The organism is Cohnella sp. WQ 127256 (genome assembly GCF_024519285.1).
Classification (GTDB): domain Bacteria; phylum Bacillota; class Bacilli; order Paenibacillales; family Paenibacillaceae; genus Cohnella.
In genome coordinates this window covers 116,651-139,316 of the sequence record NZ_JAMZCY010000006.1, presented here as the reverse complement: position 1 = coordinate 139,316, position 22,666 = coordinate 116,651, and the positions used below count along the sequence as shown (strand labels likewise).

Sequence of the window (22,666 nt, the reverse complement as noted above, 5' to 3'; positions counted from 1 at the left end):
TTTATTTAAAAAATTGTGGCAAATAGATTTTGTTCACTTCCAGCATCTCATCAAGAGCCCCTTTGGCTTTCGTGAAATCTCCAACAAGCGGATTCATCATCAGTGCATTAATTGCAGCTTCGTAATCACCATATAGGCCTGCTTTGACTGCATATTTTTCATATGATTTCACGGTTCTCATCAAGCTCTTGATGTGCTCGTTCGCAAAGTTAGGAACCGCGATCGCTTTAGCACCATGCGCCCCCACAAGGCAATTAATCTCGATGACATCATCATCCGCCATGAAATCAAGAGCACCCTCGTTCCGAACATTGACAATATGGCGCTCATTCTTATCATTGACGATGGCACTGACGACCGAGAGGGCCACTTCTGAATAGTTGCCGCCACCGCGTTGACTGAGTAGCTCTGGAATATCTACTCGGTTCGGATCTGCATACATATCCATAAGCTCGTTCTCGATATCACGGCATACCTCTCCGCGTGTTTTCTCTTCAAGCTTTTCTTTCTGCAAATGTCGCTCCGGGTAATAATAATAAGTCAGGTAATTGTTCGGGACACCACACGCACTACGAATAAGGACATCGTCATAATCGATAATTGGAATGTTCTTCATCCGGGTAAAATCGTATTGGCCAGACAACTGCTTCTGAAGAATCTCTACACCATCTGCATAGATCGAAGTTATCCACGCAAGATGGTTTAACCCGACGTATTCAATGAAGACATCCTTGGTACCCTCCGGCACGCGACTCAACGAGTCCTTCGACATTGAGAACGGACAGTTGCATAAGCCGATTGCATTCGTGGATGTGTAATTTAGCAAAGCCTCGGTCACCAATCCCGCCGGATTCGTAAAGTTAACAATCCAAGCACCTGGCTTCGCATATGCCTTTACGACATCGGAGATGTTCTTCATAACAGGAATCGTACGCATCGCTTTCATGAACCCACCGATACCGACCGTTTCTTGGCCAATGAGATCATATTTTAGAGGGATTTTCTCATCGTTGATACGGGCTTCAAGCTGCCCTACCCGAATTTGGGTTAGAACGAAGGAGACATCGCGTACAGCAGCGACGATATCCGTTGTGAGGACGACCTCGCATTTGATTCCGCCCTTCTCAAGCAGCTTCTTAGCGAAGTTACCTACCGTTTCGAGCTTGGAAAGATTAATGTCCATTAGATAGAGCTTCTCAACTTGAAGCTCGTCTTTTCTTTTGATGAAGCCGCCAATTAACTCCGGCGTGTATGAGCTACCAGCGCCGATTACGGCTATTTTGAGACCAGCCATAGGGATCACTCCTATCCATGTTGTTTGATATCGCCAAATGCTTATCCTTTGGTCGCTCCGGCTGTTAGACCCGCAATGAGCTTGTTCTGAAATATAAAGTAAATGATTAGTACAGGAAGCATGGCAATAACTAAACCGGCGAACAACGCGCCCCAGTCCGTCGCGAAACGTTGAATGGTCGACAAGTCTACGATGTTAACGGCGACCGTCTTCTTCTCAGGGGAGCTTAATATTGCCATGGCGAGTGGATACTCGTTCCATACGCTTATAATATTCAATATCCCAATTACCACTATGCCAGGCATCGCGATCGGAAAGATGATTTTCCAATATGTGTTTGTCGCACTGCTTCCGTCCAATAATGCTGACTCTTCAAAGCTAGTGTCCAGATGCTTGAAGAATCCAGCTAAGATGAAGATCGACATCGGGAGACCACCCGCAGCATAGACGAGCACGAGACCGCTAAGCTTATTCAATAGATTCAATTCCATCATGAGCAGGAACGTCGGAATAAGCGCGAAAACCGATGGCAAGAAGAGCGACAGCATCATTATTTTATGAATGAAGGAAGCTCCGAAAAATTTGTATCTCGTTAAAATAAATGCAGTCGTAGAAGATAAAATAATAATCAGCGCTACGGACAATACCGATACATAAATACTATTAAAGAAGCTCTCAAAAAACTTAGACTTGATAAGCGCGTTGTAATAGTTCGAAAACTCAATTCGTGACGGCAGTAGCCAAGGATTACGGTAAAAATCAGTTCTCGTCTTAAACGAACTATAAATCGTCCACAGCAACGGATAAACAACAGCTACAGCCTGTACCGCAAGAATCAGCCTAACTATCCATCTTCCCAAAAAATGGTTTGCGCTCCCCACTTCTACCCCTCCTTCCTTTCGTCGTGGCTAGTCTAGTTTGCTTTTGCGGGTAAGAATCTGGCTAAGCAAGGAAAGTCCCGTCGCAATGATGAAGATAAAAACCCCTATTGCTGTAGCGTATCCGTATTCGTGGTCGTTCTGAGCTACGCGGTACATATAGGTTGCGATAAATTCCGTCGAGCGGGCCGGTCCACCGTCTGTCATAATCCAAGGAAGTGCGAATGAGTAGTTGAATGCCCCTAGAATGAACAGTACCAAGGTAACTCGGATTGTCTCCCAGATAAGCGGAATCGTTATATATCTAACCTTATCCCATTGACTAGCTCCATCAATTGAAGCAGCTTCCATGAGAGATTCATCGATATTGTTAATCGCAGTCAAGTAGAGAACCATATAGAAGCCGACGACTGACCAGATCATAGGAACGCACAGTGCCCATAAAGCGGTATCGGGATTACCTAGAAGTGGATAATCTAAATGAATACCAAACCATCCGAGAATGGAGGTCACAAGTCCATAATCTCCGCCGAGCATGTTCTGCCAAAGAATCGCAGTAATCGTTACCGGCAATACATACGGTACGAAGAGCAGCGCGCGATACCATTTCGATTCCTTGAGCTTGAATTGCGAGATTGCAACCGCATTAAATAATGCGAAAATAAAAGAAAAGATCGGAACAGCCAGCATAATATACAAATTGTGCTTCAGCGTCATCGGAATAATATCGTCGTCAAGCATTCTCTTGAAATTATCCAATCCAACGAACGTGGTAACATCACTGAAGCCCGACCATTCATAGAAACTCATCTTCAGCCCATTGAAGTAAGGATAGAGCGTAAATATTCCGAATAGGGCCAGCGTCGGCGTTAGGAAGCTGAGGATGAAGACGAGTTCGTGTTTTTTAAGCATTAGGTCATCCCCTTACCAACTGAATAACGACTCAAGACGGTTGTAAGGGAACTACTTCAAGCTTAGCTCCCTTACAGCCCTTCTATAATCTGTTATTTGGTCGAATTAAATTTCTTGGCAATCGCTGCTTGAACTTCCTCGGATGTCTTCTTCTTGAGCATAATTTCCGTAAATCCTGTCCATGCTTCGCCGAGAGCACCGTTCATCTTGGCATCGAGACGATCGCTTATGAGCGTTGCACCAGTTTGCTCGATGACATCGATTGTGTTCTGAACCGATTGCGGAATTAACGAGCCTACAAGTTCAACCGCACCTTTGACCGGTTTAATCGCGGTTGTCTTCTCAGAGTAAAACTTGATGTTTTCTTGCGTTAAGCAGAATCTTAGAAATTCTTTAGCTAATTCAGGATTTTTGGCTTTTGCCGGCATGTACATAAGCTCATAGTCACCAATTACGTATCTCGGTCCGCCCGCTTCGGCAGCCGGCATCGGCATGAAGCCGAATTCAAATTTATTAGGTAATGTCGGAAGTACGTCTTTCATTTCGCTCTCCGCCCAAGTTCCCCATGGAATGAATAGGGATTTTCCTAGAAGGAAATCGGTCTGTGCTTGAACCTCAGTTTTGTCGAGAATGTTCTTCATAACGAGGTCATTTTTTGCCAGGTTCTCTATCGTTTGTAGCGCTTGGACTACGCAAGGCTTCTCGATGGCACCGTCTTGAGCAGTTTTGATTGCTTCATAACCATCCGCTCCGCAGTATGCGGCAAGTGCTCCGTAGAAGTTAATGTGCATGTAATCGGGATACATTCCTTGATAGGTCCAGAATGCTTTCGAATCAGCGTATTTTGCTTTGAAGGTTTCGCCAAGCTTGAAGAACTCATCCCACGTCGTAGGTACGCTCCAACCATTTTCCTTCATAATCGTCGCATTATAATAAATTCCTTGGTAGGTAACGTTAAGTGGCAACGCGGCAATTTTACCGTCAACATTGATCGTAGGATAATTGAGAACCTCTGGATTCAGAATGTCCTTCAGTGTGCCTTGTCCGTCCAACGTGTCGGAGTTCACAACATCGGATAGATCAGCTAGTTGGCCTTCACGCATGAGAATTCGAACATCCATTTTGCCGTTATTCGTATTCGCAACGATGTCTGGATAGTCACCCGCTACGAAACGCGGTTGAAGAATGTCGCTCAGTTTAGGACTAGTCAACAGATTTACTTTAGTACCAGGATACGTTGCTTCAAATTTTTTAACGATTTCTTCCCAATAAGCCGTCCCGAATCCGCCAGCAAATGCTGCAACCTCAATCTCGCCTTCCAGCTTTTTGCCGGTATCCTCAGGAGTGACCGATGAGCTTGAGCTTGGGCTTGCACTAGTCGATGGTGAAGCTTCGTTATTTCCTTTGTTCGATCCACATGCCGATAAAATACTTACGAATACTGCCACTACTGCCAACATGGTAAACGCCCTTACGACCTTTGTCTTCATAAGCAGTTTGTATTCCTCCCTTTTCGTATGTGTCCTCTTGTTTACTGCTTCATTATACGGATATAAAATAACCAATTTCTTTGTTTAATTTGACCGTTTTTATGTTTTTCTTGATATTGCAAAAATTGTCGAAAAACAATTGACGGATACTCATTGATCCCGTAGGCTTATATCCAAATCGGCGTGAAAGGACATCCTCTATGGCTAACATGAAGAACACGACCCCCAATGTAGAGATCTTCTATGACCGGACGAGCATCCACCAGAATCCAACTTGGGAATTTCATCTGCACGATTATTTCGAGATTTACCTGTTGCTTAAAGGAGAGACCAGTTACTTCATTGGTAAACAGGTTTACAAGCTTACCTCAGGTGATCTAGTCGTTATTAATCACAAAGAAATCCATAAACGAGTAGCGACCGCGAATACCGAGGAGTACGAACGGATACTCGTTTTTTTTGACCCGAACATACCGACTCGCTTTAGTCCAAGCAATTATAATCTTCTCAGATGCTTCCTGAACCGCGCGAACGGCGAGCATAACCATTTGAGACTCACACCTCAGCAGCTAGAAATTATCATGGGACTATTCGACCGTTGGGAGAAGTACGCGATCGAGGAATCCTCGTCTGCCAAAGTCCTTTCCCAATCCTATTTGATCGAGTTACTCGTGTTTATCAACGAGTACTTTGAGATGAGCAGCCCCAATCCCTCACCCCCATCCGTTACGATCTCAGTCAAGCTTGTCCCTGTAATTGGGTATATTGAAACGCACCTGGACGCCGAGCTTACCCTAGAGGCACTCGAGCGGATTTTCTTTATCAACCGCTATTATTTAAGTCGGCTTTTCAAGTCTGAAACCGGTCTAGGCATACACAAATTCATTATGATGAAACGCATTATTAAAGCGAAGGAATTACTTTCGCAAGGCCACCAAACGACGGAGGTTTGTTACCTTACTGGGTTTAACGATTACTCTAATTTCATTAAGCTCTTCAAGAAAATTGTCGGTCTCTCTCCGTCCAAATATTTGCGCAACTCCACCCAAGTTCAGCGGAAGTTATAACATAAGTTTGGGATGTAACTCTTATAAACCAGAAAATAAAAAGAGGATGAAGTCCTGCTTCACCCTCAAATGTTAACAATTCTAGAAAGCCAAAAGAGAGCCCGCCTACTGCCGGACTCTCTTTCCGTTTATGCTATTCTTTCAGGGAGCAAAGACAAGATTTGAATCTGTCAGCGTGATATATTCCCATGCAGATGCTGCTACGGCTGGCCATACGTGGTATTCGTAAGGGTAGGGGATATACGCTTGATTAGAATAGACAAGACCACCCTTGGGGTCCGCATCATGCATCGCCTTCATGGAATTGACGAGTCCCGTCGTGCTGGTACCTGATCGCATGAAATACGTGATAACTCCCCACGTTCCTTCCGTCCATACGATACTTGGTGCTCCAACAGCATCGTATGGCTTATAACCAGACAATGCCGCTGTCGTTTGATAGCTCATGTTATAATCCGTGGAACCGCTGCTTAACACCATCGAAGATCCGCTCACCGCGAAGTTCGACAGATAAGAGGCAGTATAGGCATCCAGATCACTCCGTCCAATCGCCTGTAGGAATAGCGCCCCCCAAGAGCCAGCATCCAGCGCTTTCTCCGTATCGCCGATCCCTTGGTTAAATCGGTTCTCCGATGTATTCCAATGGTAATTCAATAACGCATCCTTAACATCGGTAGCGGCATTCGAATACGTCGTACTGCCTGTAAGAATAGCGAGATCTCTAAAGAAGAAGTAGCTGTCAATGTTATGCTCCGTTGAGTACCACGATACGTCCGGACCGCCTTTGATACTACCAGTAGTCGTGTTCTTCATCGTCAACAAATAATTCGCGGCATTGACTGCTAAATCCCGGTACGTATTATCCGAGAACGCATTCTCATATACAGTCTCCGCATAGCCAACCCATGCGAGTGACCCGCTTCTGACCGTCGTATCTGATTGAAAACCCGCGTATACATCATAGGACAAGTAGAGAGATCCATCTGTATTCTGCAGGCTCTTAAGCGTATCGAGTATAGCGGAGGCACGAGTCTGATCCCCAGCTGCAGTGAACGCAATAATCGCTAATGCATCATCGTAAATCCAACTACGTCGGTCGATCTCTAAATTATAGAAGGGGTCATCCAATGGAACATAATAGGACCTAATTAAGTCTAGCCGATGTTCTTCGGTCGTTCCCATCATCTTCTCGTTGGAGGTATGAACAACACGAGCAAACTTGTCCCCTGCCAGAACAGCCGGCCACCATCCTAGAAAATTAGTACCATCAAATGAAGGAAAAGCGTGAGTCTCGAATGTACCATTCGTCTTCACAGGGACTCTTGTCTGAAGCGCAGGAGTTCCGTTAACGGAATACACCCAGACTTCATATCCGTCGACAACCTGTGTAACCGGTTGATTGGCCTCTGTCACGAATATCGTACCATTCTTGATGAGTGCGACCATGGGAGTGCCCAAGAAGGTAACCGAACCTGCCGACCACGTTCCGTCCGGATTAAGGTTCACCGATTTCTTGAAATATCCGATGTCCGTGTAATCGAAGACAAATGCCTTATAATCGGAGAGAGTACCCAAGCCACCTCCCCAGGTTCCCGATACCGTTCCTGAATATCCTAGTGGATAAGTTGCTAGTGTTTCGATATGCGGAAGAGTGCGCGTCGTATAGCCGCTGGGTAGGGAGCTAACAGATACAGTTCCCGATACATTACCTACGTAAGAGCTTCCGTAAGATGAGTCAAAGGCAATAGAGACGGGGTATGGAACGGGGGCGAGTTGCTTCTCAAGCCAATCGAGAGCAGCATTCGCGTGAGGATCCGTTGCCATCGCTTGCGGAGTATTGCCGGCTAACAGTACCATGACTATTACGATCATTCCCACAGACCATTTCATCAGTAACCTGTTCATGCTTATTGCCATCATTCTTCCACACCCTATTCCATATAAGTTGGCTTCCTTTCTCAGCATAAGCGATAGGTGCAACTCAATCTGTGTTTTATGTGACCTTTTATGTGCTTTTGTTGACCATTTCGATACAAATTCAATCTAGCGAGGGCTAAATACTAACTGGACCACTCCGCCATTTCGGCATTATCCGAGCATATTAGACCCTCTTCAAAAATTTTTCTTGCTCAATAATCCCTATCCTGCTACTATGAAGGAGTATGATTTTTGGAAAGCTAATATTTGAAATATCTAGGATCTTTCCAAGCAGATAATCTTTGACCACTTCCATTAGGAAGTTAAGGCCATACGGACAGCCGGGTCAAATGCCGATTGGCAACTTTCGTTGCTTTATTGATTGAGTTAAAAGCTCAAATTTTATAAGTTGGTTACTTTACAACCAGTGCATATGCACACAACTTGTGAAACGGTCAATAAGAGTGGTAAAAGTAATTATTTGCTATATAGACTCTGATCCTAACATGATATATTTGAATATTAAGGTCCTTTCCATGAAACTATGCGTTTTATGGCTGACTGACGAACACGCAAGAGGTTTGTCCAGTCATACTTATTGGGACTATCTAATTATTTGACTATATCAGAGCAAGTGTGATGCGCATGCAGCGTGTTTCACTTGCTTTTTTGTTGCCGTTTTTACATTTCGGAAAAAAATCTAAATGAGTTAGGAGATTGAAAAATGGGAAAAGCACTTGTCATTGGCGCCGGTGGCGTAGCATCAGTAGCAATTCATAAATGCGTTCAAAACAGCGAGGTTTTCGAAGAAATCTGTATCGCTAGCCGTACGAAATCCAAATGTGATGCACTGAAAGCGAAATTGGATGGCGGAAAAACCAAAATCACGACCGCGCAGGTCGATGCAGACAACGTAGATGAGCTGATCGCTCTAATTAATGAAGTCAAACCAGATATCGTCATGAACTTGGCTCTGCCTTACCAGGATCTAACGATCATGGATGCTTGCCTGGCCACCAAAACGAACTATATGGATACGGCAAACTATGAGCCGGAAGATACGGCGAAATTCGAATACAAATGGCAATGGGATTACCGCGAACGCTTTGAAAAAGCCGGGATCACAGCTCTCTTGGGCAGCGGTTTCGACCCAGGTGTAACTGGCGTATTTTCCGCCTATGCGCTGAAACACTATTTTGACGAAATCGAATATATCGACATTCTGGATTGCAACGGCGGGGATCACGGCTATCCTTTCGCAACTAACTTCAACCCAGAAATCAACATCCGTGAAGTATCCGCTAACGGACGCTACTGGGAAAACGGGGAATGGATCGAAACGAAACCGATGGAAATCAAACGCGGTTATAACTTCGCTGAAGTCGGTGACAAGGACATGTATCTGCTTTACCATGAAGAGCTCGAATCCCTTGTACAGAACATGCCTGGACTGAAACGCATCCGTTTCTTCATGACTTTCGGTCCAAGCTATCTCATGCACTTAAAGGCGCTTGAAAACGTAGGAATGACTTCCATCGAACCGATCGAATACGAAGGAAAACAAATCATTCCGCTTCAATTCCTGAAGGCCATTCTCCCAGACCCGGCGTCCCTCGGACCACGTACAGTGGGCAAGACGAACATCGGCTGCATTTTCAAAGGGAAGAAAGATGGCCAAGACAAGACTTACTATGTCTACAATATTTGTGACCACCAAGAGTGCTATAAGGAAGTGGGCTCTCAGGCCATCTCCTACACAACTGGCGTACCTGCCATGATCGGCGCGGCGATGGTCATGACTGGCAAATGGAATAAGCCTGGCGTATTTAATATCGAAGAGTTTGATCCAGATCCATTCATGGAAGAGTTGAACAAATGGGGACTTCCGTGGGTAGAAGACTTTAATCCGGTGCTTGTTGACGCACTACCTGAAGAAGCTAAAAAACCGGAGCTCGTGCGCTAATATGAGGTTCGAGGAATTGCCTACCCCCTGTTTCGTAGTCGATGAAGCACTCATTGAAAAAAACCTCAACATTTTGAATGGAGTCATGCAGCGTACAGGAGCTAAGATTATTCTAGCGCAAAAAGCTTTTTCCATGACCACCATGTATCCCCTCATCGGAAAATACTTAAACGGCACCACTGCGAGCGGTTTATATGAGGCGCGGCTTGGTCACGAGGAAATGGGCAAAGAAAATCACGTCTTTGCCCCTGCCTATCGTGAAGATGAAATCGACGAAATTATATCTATTTGCGACCATATGATATTCAATTCCTTCTCCCAGCTGGAAAAGTATAAAACGAAGGCTCTTGCAGCTGACAGAAAAGTAGGCCTTCGCATTAATCCCGAATGCTCAACGCAAGAGGGACATGAGATCTATGATCCGTGTTCGCCTGGATCAAGATTTGGCGTAAAACAGGAGGAAGTCCGTCAGGAGCTACTTGAAGGCGTCTCGGGATTGCACTTCCATACCCTTTGCCAGCAGAACTCGAACGATTTGGAGACAACGTTGAATGCGGTTGAAGAAAAATTCGGGCCTTGGTTGACGCAAATGGAATGGATCAATTTCGGTGGTGGTCACCATATCACAAGAGATGACTATGATATCCCGAGGCTCGAAGCTTGCATTCAGCGAATGCAGGATAAATACGGCTTGGAAGTTTACCTTGAACCGGGAGAAGCCATTGCGCTAAATGCGGGCTATATGGTCACCTCCGTACTGGATATCCATAGGAACGGCATGGAGATTGCTATCGTGGACACGTCGGCTACCTGTCATATGCCGGATGTTCTGGAAATGCCGTATCGTCCGCCGCTTATAGGTTCGGGCGAAGCCGGTGAGAAGCCATACACCTATCGGCTTGGCGGTCCAACCTGCCTTACGGGCGATGTAATCGGAGACTATTCCTTCGACCAGCCCTTAAAGAATGGCGACAGATTAGTGTTTGAAGATATGGCGATCTACTCCATGGTGAAAACCAACACCTTCAACGGCATGCCGCTGCCGGCCATCGCCGTGCAGGAGAAGGACGGTAATTGCCGTATCGTTCGCGAGTTCGGCTATCAGGATTTTAAGACGAGACTAGCTTAATAAATAACCAAAGCCTTAACCCTGCTCATAAGAAGGGTTAAGGCTTTTTGGTTAGCCGTCTATTTCTGCTCTAATACTAGCTTTCCTTATTTAACAAAATGTCTACGATCTAATGTATTCAAAAGAGGATAGCAATTCGGCATTCAATATGTTGTAAAAGTTCTGAAAATCCATATTCGAATAAAATCTCACAACAGTATCACGAGATTATTAGTGGTGATTTTGCAAGCTATTGAACGAGAATGCCAAAGAGGGCTGCAACCTATCGCAGCCCTCTAGCGCGCATCCATCGCAACCTCTTCGCCTTTACTCTTCTCCCGTCACGACCAGATTCCCCTCAATGATCAAAGATGTGTCTACGATATTCGTAACACTAGGCTTGAGGAGATCATCTGTGCGGACTTGCCGTTTACGACAATAATAATCAAATTAAATGCCAGGGTTGTTCGGACCGGGGTTGTTCGGACCAGGGTTGTTCGGACCAGGGTCCTGGGTCGGACTCGGTTCTGGGCTTGGGCTTGGGCTTGGGCTCGGACTCGGACTCGGGCTCGGGCTCGGGCTCGGGCTCGGGCTCGGGCTTGGGCTCGGGCTCGGGCTCGGGCTCGGGCTCGGGCTTGGGCTTGGGCTCGGGCTCGGACTTGGTGTTGGTGCCGTTGATTTCCCGTTGACAGCCTTCACTTTAGAAAGGTCATCGTCATTTTCGAAAATCGATGCAGGATTTACTCCCGATGGAACGGTCAAATTAGTGATAGAAGTGGAGTCTCCCAGAATAATCTGTTGATTATTTCCAGTTATCTGAAGACTTCCGATCGTTCCCTGTACATTCAAATTAACTTGTCCGGCATTGCCGCCAAATACGGCCGCCTGCCCTATGTTCACTGAACCTGTGAAGGAGGTAATGCCGACTGGCGTATGGTCAGCCATATCCGAACTACCGATGACTAGGGAACCGATTGGCGTTGGACTTAAATATTGCATACTAACGCCAGGCTGAAGGGTGAGGGTATTAATCGTAGAGGGCGTATCGGCGCTGAGTTCGGTATTCGCCGCCGCCGTAACCGTGGCGTGTATGTTTTCAACAGCAAGTCGCAAGCCGCTCGCAACACCATTAGCCGAATTGCCAAAGACTCCAGAGTTTGTACCGTTGTTTGTACCAGTGCCTTCGCCAAAAACTCCAGTAAAAAACGCAATACCTCCCGAAGCATCTGGCTGTCTCCCAAATATATTCGAGAATGTTTGGCTGCCAAATACTCCTCCATCTTGTCCCCCAAATATAGCCGAGAATGTATCGCTGCCAAATACTCCTCCATCTGCTTGCGAAGAAAAGCCCAAGAAACCGCCGGATCCCGTAGCAATTTTAGTTTTATCATTAATGGCGCCTTGCCAAAATTGAAGGCCAACGGAGTCTTCGGGGCGGTTAAAGTATCCGACATAAAGGTTTTGGATTATGCTTAAGTCACTTACTCCCAAGGTGCGGACTTCTCCCTCTGACTTGGAGCTTGACTTAGACGTCTTGTCCACACTGACATCAACCTTTTTCAATAAAGCACTGTTAAACAAATAGATTTCGCCGAGATCGCTATGCTTGAACCATATATTTGTGATCTGTGATTTCGGACGACCGTTATCTTTCAGGAATACCGTTTTGCCTTGAACGAGCACATTGAAGGCAAAGAAATCCGACTCAACTGCCGGGGTCAAATTTAAATCCCCTTTAACTTCCAAGTGAGCCACCGCGACCTGATTGGAGCTCACCATTACGGTTCCGTTGACGGTGTTGCCTTTGGCATCAAATATGATAGGTGCAGCCATTCCTTTTAAGGCGTCTTTGTATCCAATAATCAGCCCTTCAACAGACTTTATCGTATCCCCTGCAGAGGTGAACTGAATCGCCGCTTTGTGCAAAGCCGCTTTGTTCGACGGTTGAAAAATGCCTTGTACCGATGCGCCCGCGCGATAGGTCTGACCATCGATCTTAATTGTGCCGTCACTGCCAATGTCTTGAATGATAGACGGAGTGAAGAAGGAGCGATAAAGTAGAGATATCCCTTCAGCCAGCACAATGTTTGCGTTTGGAGCGAAGCTAGTCTTCGTTTTCCCGTTCGCAATACCCGCTTTCGTCAAGGCGCCTACTGCGCCAGCATACCAGCTTTTCTGCGGAACATCACGGAATCCGCTACCGACTTGCGGTTCTGGCTTCAGCTTCTTGGCCGTGACGATCAAGCTCGCCACTTCAGCCCTTGTAATCTTTAAGTTCGGACGGAACGTGCCGTCTGTGTAACCTTTCGCCAGCCCCGCATCATGGAGGGCAACAACATAACCTGTTAATTCGCCGCCAACAGGCATATCCTTAAACTTTGAGGCGCTTTTGGAAGGCGACAGCTCTAGTGAGATCGCAAGAAACTTAGCAAAATCGCCGCGTGTCATAACAACTTGGGGGCTTAGTTTATCTCCTTGCTTCGGTTTAAGAATTCCTAGCATAATCCAAGTGTTAACCGCCTCTGCGTACCATGCTGTATCTGGTACATCCGAGTAGCGTTGCTGGTTAATCGGTTGGACAGAAGTAGCAGATCCCGCCTGGCTTACTTGCGGCTGCGGGGATTCGGTCGCCACACTAAAAGGCGAGCAGATAGTTAGAAACAGTAACGAAACGAGCGCAACAGTCAACCATTTTGTACGATTAATAGTAAATAACATTGGGAGTCTCCTTTTTTTGTCGTCCAAATTAATTAAAGTCCAACTCTCATCCTAACATCATTATTAATCGAGAAATCTTAATGAAAACTTAATGGATTTTGTCCGTAGAGAGGCAAAACCTTCGTAACGGCATCTTATAAAAAAGGAGACCCTATGACTAAAGGTCTCCTGTATCACATTCTGATATTTGATATTCTTCGCATGAAGCAAGTTCATAATCATCGTCATAACCAGACTCTCCCTATGAGTCCACAACAAAAAGAAAACCCGCATTAGCTCTTAACCACGCTAATCGAGTCTCATTTATTCCATCCTAGACCCTATCCTACCCCGTTACAATCCCATGCCACGTCTCTATTGCCGGTCCCGAGAGTCTTTCTATTAAAAAAACAAAGGAAATATAAAGGTAACGAAAGCAGCCCACAGTCCGTAGATCGGCAAAAACTTCGTAACGGCATCTTGAATGGCTAACGGTCCGGTTTTGTTTCCTAGAAAACGCACATAGGAAAGGTTAATCCAAAGGAGATTGGCAAAGATCAGTAGGTTCACACCTAAGACAGCAAGTCTGTTGGGCGTAATCCCATAAGAAGAAAGCCTGAACACGATGGCCGATAAAGCTATACCGTCAATGATAAGAGCAAGGGCGATGAGGGCAAAATTGATATAATCGGAAACGTTCATTTTCTCGTCTGTACCTCGTTCGGTAATGGAGAAGATGGTGACGGCCAATACACTAAGGAGCACTCCGTTGAAAACCAATAGGAAATCGCGATCCAAGAATGGATTTTTGCCGATCCAAATTACGGCTATAAAGTAGACCAACAAGGTTGCCAGAACAAGCGGACTGAAAATTCTCGCGATATATGGGGCTATATTTTTAGCGAGCTTAATGTCCCTTGTCACCAGATATGCAGCTACGATTGACAGAGCGGCAGCACCGAATAATACGACGTTTCTAAAATAGAATTCCGTTATGTCCGTACCGATGAATCTGAATAACTGCATGGTTATTAAGGTTAGCACCATTCCGCTTATGGCCATGCAGGCGTAAAGGATGATAAATTCCCCGTTAAACTTAAGATAGGCTAATCTTGCGCCACTTCTGCTGTATTGATTCCCAGTAAATGCTAGACCCATGACTACCCATAAGAAAATGGGAAGGTGAAGATAGGCCATGATCATACTGTCTTTATTCTCTAGCGGAAGCACATTCAGATAAACTCCGGAGATCAGGAATAACGATGAGAGGGTGTAAATCACGTTTCTATTGGAGGGGTTATTGTATACAAAATAAATAGCCATAAAGGGAAGAATGCCAAAAACAAGGTTAATAGGAGCGATTACTTCCTGTTCGGTAAAATGAAAAAGGAGCCTCGTGCTAATCCCGGCCAGGATTGCTAAAATGCCCATGAATAAGAAGTTTCTCCAGAGCGAAGAACTCTTTTCCGTATTTTCCGTCTGCTTGAAATGCAGTCTTTCCTGCCAAACAGCAAGAATCTGCGAATCGGGGTTTTGTTCCCATGCGTAGGAGAATGATTTTTTGAACACTTCGGGTTCATTTCTAAACATTCTCTCCAGCTCATGGGGATTATCCATGTTCTCTGTAATGAGATTGTTATTGTCCATCGTTATGCCTCCCCTAGGCTTGGGTTTCGTCGCTTTTATATTCCAAAATATCTCCCGGCTGACATTCCAAATGCTTGCATATCGCCTCTAAAGTAGATAATCGAACCGCTTTTGCCTTTCCGTTTTTCAATATGGAAAGGTTGGCCATCGTAATTCCGACCCGCTCCGAAAGTTCCGTTACGCTCATCTTCCGTTTAGCCAACATCACATCAATATTGATTATGATCGCCATACTATTCACCTCAGACCGTTAAGTCATTTTCTGATTTGATATCAATAGCCTCTTTTAGAAGCATCTGAAGAACGGCGGCAAACACGGCAATGACCAAGGAGGCAAATATGATAACCATTCCGATTACAATGATCCCCGGGGCATCGTCTTTGTCCGCCACGAAATAGAAGAGCGGCATGCCTAACGCATACAAAACGCTGATTGCGATCGCGCAGTTTTTGATATTCTTTAAAGCCCACACGGATAATTCCGAGAACGCTTTGTTCTTGTCGATGTAGCTTAAAAGTTGAAGCGCTTGATACAGAGCGACGTAAAAAGGAACCGCCGATGCATACAAATCGATGTACAGGAGAGATTTCAAATACGTTCTATCCGGATACAATTCCGCTGCGTAATTCGCGATCTCAGGCACCAAAAAGATGCACACAGCAAGAACTGCAATTCCAATCAGCATGATAACTGCTTTCAAAAAGAATGTTGTTCCTCGTTTCATAAGAAAGCCCCTCACTTGTAATGAATTAGCTTCATCTTAACATATATATATATCGTTTTACAATAAATTTATGATGTTAATAGATATATTTTTGTCGTTATTAATGCTGATACTAAAATTAGGTTTTCTGGCTAAGACATAAATCAGACTTGGGGGGGCGAGAAATGAATTAGTCATACGCAAAATTGGCCGGTAGCACCTCGAAAGAGGGGCATACCGGCTCTTAGTGTGCACAGGCATACGAGCACATGCTCGATTCAATGCTTCGCGTAAGTATTTTCAGGAGCGGAGTGTTGACCCCGTGTTGACTCAGAACCTATGCTGACGGTAATATTTCGGGGACGGTTTTAAGCAGGGTCTTGTGTTCCTTTATCATTTGCCAAGAAACAAGCACAACGCAAAGAAGTACATCGCCATATGAGCGTTGTACTTCGGATTACATACTGCTACGTTGTTTACTCCTTCTCTTCGTGACCCGTAGCGATCGGATTCTCTTTGACTATCTATCGAATTGGATTTACTTGTAGTGAGAAGTAGTCAGCGGAACGAATACGGATGTGTCCTTCTTTGCGTCACCGTAAATATAAAGCTCTTTAACGCCGCCGATTCCGACTTCAACCGTGACTAAGCCATCTTCGGGCTTTATCGACTCAACGGTTTTCAAAATCGAGTTGTTATCGCTGTCTTTAACGGTTAGATTGGTAATATCTCCGCCTACAGCAGCGATTTGCAAGTATAACGTTTGATGCTCTTTTTTCGGGTACAGCATGAAGCTGGCTTCGCGATTACCTGAACCGGTATTGAAATATGCTTCTTTATAGTCTTTACCTTTGTAGGTTGTTTGCGCAGGATCCTTGGTATGATACATATCGTCGAAACCTTTCGCAATGGACACCCCGTCCACTTTCTCGCCTAGTATGATCGTTTGAGTAGGCCCATCAAAATCAACAGCAACATCAAGCGCATCGGAAATTGCACGTATTGAAAAGTAGTTAGCGCCTTCATAAACAATAGGTGCGATTGCGTTGCCTTTAACATCACGCAAATCAACATATGTACCGTCAACCTGAACTTTTATTTCCGGATTGAGATACGCTTTAATCTCTTTCAGCTTAGTTGCCGCAAACGCTCCGGTTCCCATGCTCGCTAGCATTGACAAGCTTATTACGGCTGCAAATGTTTTTTTCTTCAATTTTCCTCATGCCCCAATCTATGGTGATAGTCATTTACAAAAAGTATAACTTCTGAGTATTCCGACTACAATAGTCCTTTAGTAACAACTTCCATTTATTGTATATACTTAAGAATCCCGTAGACGACGGGGCTTGGCTGATCATTATCATTTAAGCCAAGTCGCGTCTTCCACGGGTTTATTAGGAATGGAATTACAATGTGCCATGGCCGTATTCACCGTCAATCTTAAGCGAATATTGAAACTTATGTAGGCAGAAAACGATCCGAAAAAGCAATTCAATCGTAGAAAAGACGACTCTTGCTCCACCAAATGGAATTCGGAGTCGTCTTTTCGTTCTTTCATTGTCATTACTCAGAAAATCTCTAGTTCTTCAGTGCCCTCGATATTACGCGGTTCTTCGCTTTTTAGTATGACGCGCCCGGTACGACTCTAATCCAATCGCTCCAGCTACCGTTTATGTTCTGGGGAGCTTTCAATTAGGGCGCTTCTTGTTTATCTTTATCATAAGCCAAGCATTGGAAGATGTTTTCGAGAATGGTAAGTGAGAGATAATGAAATACATTGTTTTAATTCATCTACTGATATTTCCTCGTTATCACCGAACACGATTGCCCGATTGCCTTCAAAGTTGAATATATCACTAAAAGCTTCCTTGAATGTGCCAATAAGCGTTGTGTTACAGTTAAAATACATGGCATACTGTTGTGGGCTTGACTCTTTCCAGGCTATTCTAATCGTACTTCCACGTTTCGTGACGTAACTAGGTTCTCCCCATTTCAGTGTTTCTTCAAGGTGATCCATACCTTCTAACTCTGATGCAGTATCCAGAATCAATTGGCGAAGAAACAACAACTTCTTCTGAATGTGGTTCGGATAATGTTCGAACACAGCTGCTACCTTAGTGTTCTCAATCGCACCCATGTCGATCATTCCTTTACTTATTTTTCATATAAAGTTTCGACTACTGGCGAATGGCAATATATATTTCAGCTTGCCCGTCATTCGGATCGATATTCGGACCGTAATACTCAAAATCGCCTGTGAACGCCCGCTTATTACCGGGCTGTTGCGACCATTGCCAAATATCGCCCCAAGCCCGCTGTACCACCTCAATAATCGGTCCCCGCTCTGTGACGAATACGGCGTATTTCGCAGAGGGAACTTTGAACGTCGAAATGGACTCGAGATGTTGATCCTGCAATGCTTCCCGTACGTGTGCAGCTATCAACACTTCATATTGACCGGCATCACCCTGCTCATAGTTAAAGTAACAGCTATAATGACCAGGCTGTAGTAGATGGACGGCCAGTTGCCCCCCAATATTGGGTGAGTGGAATTTTTCAAACAGCTTACCAATTTTACCTTTGCCACTTAATTCGGCTGCATTTTCGCTCCAAATTAAGCATTCGTCATAAAACTTGACTTCGCCACTCTCCATTGCGACACGCTATGAAATGTTCTGAGAGCATTACCCTTTTTCAATGGCGAGGCTTTTCATGCCCTCGGCCGCTTACTCAGTACTCTAACCCAGACCAACCCAGCAAATTCCAGTAGTTTAAATATAAAAGAAAGATAATTTGTACCAGCATAAGAAGCACTCGCCCCGAACCCGCCAGGATCACCCTTACGCTCCGATTCGCAGGCAATTTCCGATTCCGCCATCGATATAACCATCGCGCTAGTTCGAACATCAAGAGTATTGCTGAGATGACGGGAAGACTTAGAAGTATCATCATGCTTACGTGCGCTTGCTCGCCTATGGTAACGCTTATTCGGTAGAAGCCGGCGATGAATACACCAAATACTCCACATACTACACCCGGAATCGAGTGCCAATTGAATCGATTTCGAAGGCTTGCAACGATCCATACCAACGTCCCCAGCGCGAAGAACAGCGTAAATCCGCCAATTACAACCCAATGGAGTAGCTGGTCCTCATACCATGAGATACGCCGAAAGTCATGTGCCTGCAAACCTGAGAACTGCAAATATAGACCGTCCCGGTTTTGATACGAAGCAAAAAGGTTGTCACCCCGCGAATTTCGCCACAGCCCGTTCCTATCATAAGTATAAGTTTCATTGCCGATTCCGCTGAAGGTAATAGAGCCATCCACATTTGCTGTAGCGGTAATCCAAATATTTTCTATCAGTATGGAAATCTTATTCACGGACTCAGAAGGATACCGGTTCATGATATATCGTCCTGCTAGATCTACCGCAGATGGAGTATCGGATGAGAGACGATCGCTCTCCGAAGCCATCGCAGGTGCCGTCCATGGTATAAAGCGATTGAGAAAAGTATACATTAGCTCATTAGTCACACCAGGATCGCCATCCCCATTAACAGCGACGAAAACGCCAATATTTTGACCAGGGATTATCCACATATTACTTTGCCAACCTAGAATGTACCCGCCATGCCAAATGACATCCATATCGGCCCACTTATTGATAAGGAAACCGTATCCCACTCCACCTAGCATTGGATGGAATGAGCTCTGAATGGACATCATTCTCGCTTTCGTGTCGGGCTGTAAGATTTGCTGTCCTGCCTCATTGCTTACTTGCAACAACGCCATCATAAATTTCCCCATATCGGACGCTGTTGCAAACAAACTGCCTGTAGGTATGTATTCCGGCCAATCGTTCATTTCCCCGATCTGCTGTCCATCTGCACCATATGGAACCGCCAAGTGAGATAAGATCTCCGGTGTCGGACTGAAGCTGCTACTATCCATCTCCAGGGGACGAAGAATGCGATCGTCGATATATTGCGCGAAGGGGACACCGGATTGCGTTTGCACGATGTATCCTGCAAGCGCCATTCCATAATTGCTATAACTTTTGACCGTTCCCGGATCTCTTATGATAGGAGGCTTATATATGCTCTGGAAATCCCCCAAATCCGCATTCTTAGGGGGCCAATTCCAATTGTATGTTCGATAGGTTTCATCAAAACCTGCCGTATGCGTAAGCAGATTGGCAAGTGTAATCGGGTGATTCTTGCGATTAGGAATCCGAAATGGAAGATAATGATTAATGTCTTCGTCCAGCTTGACTTTGCCTTGCTCCTCCAATTGCATAATCGCCGTTGCCGTGAACAACTTGGAAATCGAGGCAACTCGATATCTGGTCGAATCGGGATCCGCTTTGAGCTTGTTCCCTTTGTCTGCATATCCATAGCCTTTTGAGAACAACACTCCATCGCCATTCACCGCAATGATTGTGGCCCCCGGAATCTTATTTAACTTTTCTGCGAAAAAGCCATTAAAAAAAGTAGATAGTTCATCCTCTTTCCATTCGTTAGGAGCGGCGCGTACTGTTGAAATGAAACTTATGGAAATGCTGACGATTAGTAAAACCATTAAAGACACACGTAACCAAAGCACCTTGCCTGTTCCGAGAATCATCATTCATAGACTCCCTCCTAGATTATTATTTCATAAATTTACTAGAAAAAATAAAAGTTTCCACCCTCTTTATTTACACCTTATTGGTAGTAGAATGCAAGCTAAGGATCTGTTGACTCGATGTTGATTGACTCTTTTATAAATTAGAATGTTGACTTCGCTACGAAGAGCTGAATGGGTCGATAGAGTTGAGCCAGATAATTGTCCCGAAAAAGTAGCAAAGACCAGAATCCTCAGGCGAGGGGTTCTGGCCTTCTTTATGTCTATATGGAGGATGCGAGCGAACACCCAGCCCATCAATGTGTTGTAAGTATTTTCAGAAACTGAGGGTTGACTCCGTGTTGACTTCGAATATAGAAAAATACATCGCCGGGGCTAAAGGATTGACTCGGGAATCGATTGAAATGTAAGTATTAAATTATCATTACCCTTTAACAGGTCGACGTGCCGTTTCTTTGACCGGGCCTCCCCGCATTCGGATCATAAAATCCGCCAGCGCATGGGAAATCCATTTTTTTGGATGCTTCACGAGTTGAAGCTCTAGCCTAATCTCGGGGTGAGCGAACGGCAGAACCGCCAGCTCCCCTCTACGGATCTCATCTTCCACCGCCATGCGTGGTAAGAGCGCGATGCCGTCGCCAGCCATGACGCAGCGCTTGATCGCTTCCGGGTTCCCGAGTTCCAAGCCGACACGATACACGATGTCGTTCGCCCTTAGTACCTTCTCCAACATGATGCGGTAGTTGCAGCTGTCTTCGCTCATGAACCATTCCATGCCCGTAAAATGCGGCAGTTCCACCCTATCCAACGCCGTAAGCGGATGGTCTGAACTAGCGATGAGCACCAACGGCTCTTCCCGAATCGCTATCCATTCGAGCGCCGGATCAGACGGGGTGTTCGCCAGAATAAGCCCTATATCATATTCGCCGTCTTTGATTTTGTTTAGGATGGCTTCTTCGTTGTCCGGTTGCAACCGGATCACCAGCTCGGGATAATCCCGGCGTAGCTGTTGAATGTAGGCCGGGAGATAGTAAGACGCGACGGAATCGATAGTTCCGATAATCAATGTGCCCCCGCCTTGACGAGTCAGCTTTTCCTTGGATTCCTGGAACAGATCTAGCATTTTTACCGCTGTCTTCAGTAGTTCCTCGCCAGCCGATGTAAGCCTCAGTCCACGTCCGAACCGCTCGAATAGCTCAACGCCGTACATCTTCTCCAGCTTTTGAATTTGCGTCGTCACGCTGGACTGCGCATAGCCTAGCTCTTGCGCCGCTCGGGTAAAGCTCTGACGCATCGCCACTTCACGAAAGGTTTGCAAGTAGATCAGATCCAGCATTCGCAGCACCCTCATCAATAATATTGATATCGCATATCACTTATTATAGATAACTATGATGATGCTTACTATGCTACATTTACCTTATCATCACAACTTCGGAGGTGCAGTTATGTTGAGGGAAGAGCATGTACGAGGAATATTCGTTCCTGTTGTAACGCCGTTTTCACAGGACGAGACACTGGATGAAGCGTCTTACCGCCGCTATTTAGAGGGCCTGCTGGATCATAACATTCAGGGGCTAGTCATTAACGGAACGACGGGAGAAGCACCGACAGTATCGTGGGGGGAAGTCCAGGAGCTTGTCCGGTGGACGAAACAGATCATGACGAGAAAAAGTAAATCCGTTCCGATCATCGTCGGTACCGGAACCAACGATACGCGTTCAACCGTTGCCCGGACCGAACAGGTCGGAGAGCTTGGCGCGGACGCCGCGCTTGTCGTCGTGCCATATTACAGCAGACCGTCTCAAGAGGGCATCATCGAACATTTTCGCCGCGCCGCGCAGACGGGAGTGCCAGTAATCGCGTATGAGGTTCCGATCCGCACAGGCGTACGCCTAAGCGCGGACACGGCAGAGGCGATCTTAGCGCTAAGCGGTGTCGTTGGAATGAAGGACAGCTCCGGCGGTACCGAGCTTGTCTCCATGTTGATGCAGCGCGGCGTCAGGAAGCCTATCTTATGCGGAGAAGATGCTACTTTTCTCTCGATGCTTCATCACGGCGCGTCAGGAGGCATACTGGCATCGGCCAACCTCAAGACGGAGGCGTTCATCGAGACCTATCGGCTGTTCGAGGAAGGCCGAACCGCCGAGGCGGCAACCACCTTCGATTCGTTGTCTCCCCTTATTGATCTGCTGTTCAGGGAGTCCAACCCCACCCCACTCAAATGGCTGCTCTCTCGTCTCGGCATTCTAGCGTCGAGTACCCTTCGTCTACCGCTGCTGCCCATTTCTGAGGAGTTGCGGAAGGAGCTTGTGACGGTGCTGGATGTTAGTTAGACCTACTTTTAAGCTCTTTGTTGATTT

Annotated in this window: 18 protein-coding genes; 4 read left to right on the top strand and 14 right to left on the bottom strand. The window is 45.7% G+C overall.

From position 1 onward, the window contains the following. Position 1: 1 nt before the first annotated feature. From M1K58_RS19105 to M1K58_RS19090, 4 genes are all read right to left on the bottom strand, one after another. The gene (locus tag M1K58_RS19105; protein ID WP_256760473.1) at positions 2–1,294 is read right to left on the bottom strand and encodes a 6-phospho-beta-glucosidase; all 1,293 of its coding nucleotides are present in this window, start codon (positions 1,292–1,294) and stop codon (positions 2–4) included. A gap of 41 nt (positions 1,295–1,335) precedes the next feature. Continuing rightward, complete coding sequence (locus M1K58_RS19100; RefSeq protein ID WP_256760472.1) at positions 1,336–2,175, bottom strand: carbohydrate ABC transporter permease; 840 nt, start codon at positions 2,173–2,175, stop codon at positions 1,336–1,338. A gap of 27 nt (positions 2,176–2,202) precedes the next feature. After that, positions 2,203–3,084: a carbohydrate ABC transporter permease gene (locus tag M1K58_RS19095; protein WP_256760471.1), complete on the bottom strand. Its 882-nt coding sequence runs from the start codon at positions 3,082–3,084 to the stop codon at positions 2,203–2,205. A gap of 92 nt (positions 3,085–3,176) precedes the next feature. After that, positions 3,177–4,574, bottom strand: coding sequence for an extracellular solute-binding protein (locus M1K58_RS19090; protein ID WP_256760470.1), 1,398 nt, complete (start codon positions 4,572–4,574; stop codon positions 3,177–3,179). Between the two features lie 200 nt (positions 4,575–4,774). On the opposite strand from M1K58_RS19090, the gene M1K58_RS19085 reads away from it, so the two are divergent. Continuing rightward, positions 4,775–5,641 carry an AraC family transcriptional regulator gene (locus M1K58_RS19085; RefSeq protein ID WP_256760469.1) on the top strand — a complete coding sequence of 289 codons (867 nt, stop codon included), beginning with the start codon at positions 4,775–4,777 and terminating at the stop codon, positions 5,639–5,641. Positions 5,642–5,782: 141 nt separating this feature from the next. On the opposite strand, the gene M1K58_RS19080 is transcribed toward M1K58_RS19085, so the two are convergent. After that, the gene (locus M1K58_RS19080; protein WP_256760468.1) at positions 5,783–7,561 is read right to left on the bottom strand and encodes a hypothetical protein; all 1,779 of its coding nucleotides are present in this window, start codon (positions 7,559–7,561) and stop codon (positions 5,783–5,785) included. Between the two features lie 721 nt (positions 7,562–8,282). Here M1K58_RS19080 and M1K58_RS19075 point away from each other — a divergent pair. Then, complete coding sequence (locus M1K58_RS19075; RefSeq protein ID WP_256760467.1) at positions 8,283–9,521, top strand: saccharopine dehydrogenase family protein; 1,239 nt, start codon at positions 8,283–8,285, stop codon at positions 9,519–9,521. A gap of 1 nt (position 9,522) precedes the next feature. Continuing rightward, positions 9,523–10,650, top strand: coding sequence for a carboxynorspermidine decarboxylase (gene nspC / locus M1K58_RS19070; RefSeq protein ID WP_256760466.1), 1,128 nt, complete (start codon positions 9,523–9,525; stop codon positions 10,648–10,650). Between the two features lie 429 nt (positions 10,651–11,079). Here the strand turns inward: nspC and M1K58_RS19065 are convergent, their stop codons facing one another. From M1K58_RS19065 to M1K58_RS19025, 9 genes are all read right to left on the bottom strand, one after another. Beyond that, on the bottom strand, positions 11,080–13,347 hold the full coding sequence (locus tag M1K58_RS19065) for an S-layer homology domain-containing protein (RefSeq protein ID WP_256760465.1): 2,268 nt from the start codon (positions 13,345–13,347) through the stop codon (positions 11,080–11,082). A 381-nt stretch (positions 13,348–13,728) separates the two neighbouring features. Beyond that, positions 13,729–14,973 (bottom strand): DUF4153 domain-containing protein, encoded by a 1,245-nt coding sequence (locus M1K58_RS19060; RefSeq protein WP_256760464.1) that lies wholly within the window; start codon positions 14,971–14,973, stop codon positions 13,729–13,731. A gap of 13 nt (positions 14,974–14,986) precedes the next feature. Further along, positions 14,987–15,205, bottom strand: a complete 219-nt coding sequence (locus M1K58_RS19055) for a helix-turn-helix domain-containing protein (protein ID WP_256760463.1) — start codon at positions 15,203–15,205, stop codon at positions 14,987–14,989. 10 nt (positions 15,206–15,215) lie between these two features. Further along, a complete protein-coding gene (locus M1K58_RS19050; protein WP_256760462.1) occupies positions 15,216–15,698 on the bottom strand; it encodes a DUF2975 domain-containing protein in 483 nt (160 codons plus the stop codon). A gap of 517 nt (positions 15,699–16,215) precedes the next feature. Then, the gene (locus M1K58_RS19045) at positions 16,216–16,890 is read right to left on the bottom strand and encodes a hypothetical protein (protein WP_256760461.1); all 675 of its coding nucleotides are present in this window, start codon (positions 16,888–16,890) and stop codon (positions 16,216–16,218) included. 504 nt (positions 16,891–17,394) lie between these two features. Continuing rightward, on the bottom strand, positions 17,395–17,814 hold the full coding sequence (locus M1K58_RS19040; protein ID WP_256760460.1) for a DUF1801 domain-containing protein: 420 nt from the start codon (positions 17,812–17,814) through the stop codon (positions 17,395–17,397). 40 nt (positions 17,815–17,854) lie between these two features. Next, positions 17,855–18,331, bottom strand: a complete 477-nt coding sequence (locus tag M1K58_RS19035; RefSeq protein WP_256760459.1) for a GyrI-like domain-containing protein — start codon at positions 18,329–18,331, stop codon at positions 17,855–17,857. Positions 18,332–18,407: 76 nt separating this feature from the next. Then, a complete protein-coding gene (locus tag M1K58_RS19030; RefSeq protein WP_256760458.1) occupies positions 18,408–20,306 on the bottom strand; it encodes a serine hydrolase domain-containing protein in 1,899 nt (632 codons plus the stop codon). A gap of 421 nt (positions 20,307–20,727) precedes the next feature. Next, positions 20,728–21,636 (bottom strand): LysR family transcriptional regulator, encoded by a 909-nt coding sequence (locus M1K58_RS19025; RefSeq protein ID WP_256760674.1) that lies wholly within the window; start codon positions 21,634–21,636, stop codon positions 20,728–20,730. 115 nt (positions 21,637–21,751) lie between these two features. On the opposite strand from M1K58_RS19025, the gene dapA reads away from it, so the two are divergent. Further along, positions 21,752–22,639, top strand: a complete 888-nt coding sequence (gene dapA, locus M1K58_RS19020; RefSeq protein WP_256760673.1) for a 4-hydroxy-tetrahydrodipicolinate synthase — start codon at positions 21,752–21,754, stop codon at positions 22,637–22,639. The last annotated feature ends 27 nt before the right edge of the window (positions 22,640–22,666 follow it).

Excerpts from the sequence above, each read along its gene's own strand:
- M1K58_RS19035 (WP_256760459.1), bottom strand. The coding sequence starts at position 18,331 with ATGGAGAGTGGCGAAGTCAAGTTTTATGACGAATGCTTAATTTGGAGC.
- M1K58_RS19040 (WP_256760460.1), bottom strand. The coding sequence starts at position 17,814 with ATGGGTGCGATTGAGAACACTAAGGTAGCAGCTGTGTTCGAACATTAT.
- M1K58_RS19105 (WP_256760473.1), bottom strand. The coding sequence starts at position 1,294 with ATGGCTGGTCTCAAAATAGCCGTAATCGGCGCTGGTAGCTCATACACG.
- M1K58_RS19090 (WP_256760470.1), bottom strand. The coding sequence starts at position 4,574 with ATGAAGACAAAGGTCGTAAGGGCGTTTACCATGTTGGCAGTAGTGGCA.
- M1K58_RS19055 (WP_256760463.1), bottom strand. The coding sequence starts at position 15,205 with ATGGCGATCATAATCAATATTGATGTGATGTTGGCTAAACGGAAGATG.
- M1K58_RS19075 (WP_256760467.1), top strand. The coding sequence starts at position 8,283 with ATGGGAAAAGCACTTGTCATTGGCGCCGGTGGCGTAGCATCAGTAGCA.
- M1K58_RS19095 (WP_256760471.1), bottom strand. The coding sequence starts at position 3,084 with ATGCTTAAAAAACACGAACTCGTCTTCATCCTCAGCTTCCTAACGCCG.
- M1K58_RS19060 (WP_256760464.1), bottom strand. The coding sequence starts at position 14,973 with ATGGACAATAACAATCTCATTACAGAGAACATGGATAATCCCCATGAG.
- M1K58_RS19065 (WP_256760465.1), bottom strand. The coding sequence starts at position 13,347 with ATGTTATTTACTATTAATCGTACAAAATGGTTGACTGTTGCGCTCGTT.
- M1K58_RS19080 (WP_256760468.1), bottom strand. The coding sequence starts at position 7,561 with ATGATGGCAATAAGCATGAACAGGTTACTGATGAAATGGTCTGTGGGA.
- nspC (WP_256760466.1), top strand. The coding sequence starts at position 9,523 with ATGAGGTTCGAGGAATTGCCTACCCCCTGTTTCGTAGTCGATGAAGCA.
- M1K58_RS19050 (WP_256760462.1), bottom strand. The coding sequence starts at position 15,698 with ATGAAACGAGGAACAACATTCTTTTTGAAAGCAGTTATCATGCTGATT.
- M1K58_RS19085 (WP_256760469.1), top strand. The coding sequence starts at position 4,775 with ATGGCTAACATGAAGAACACGACCCCCAATGTAGAGATCTTCTATGAC.
- M1K58_RS19030 (WP_256760458.1), bottom strand. The coding sequence starts at position 20,306 with ATGATGATTCTCGGAACAGGCAAGGTGCTTTGGTTACGTGTGTCTTTA.
- dapA (WP_256760673.1), top strand. The coding sequence starts at position 21,752 with ATGTTGAGGGAAGAGCATGTACGAGGAATATTCGTTCCTGTTGTAACG.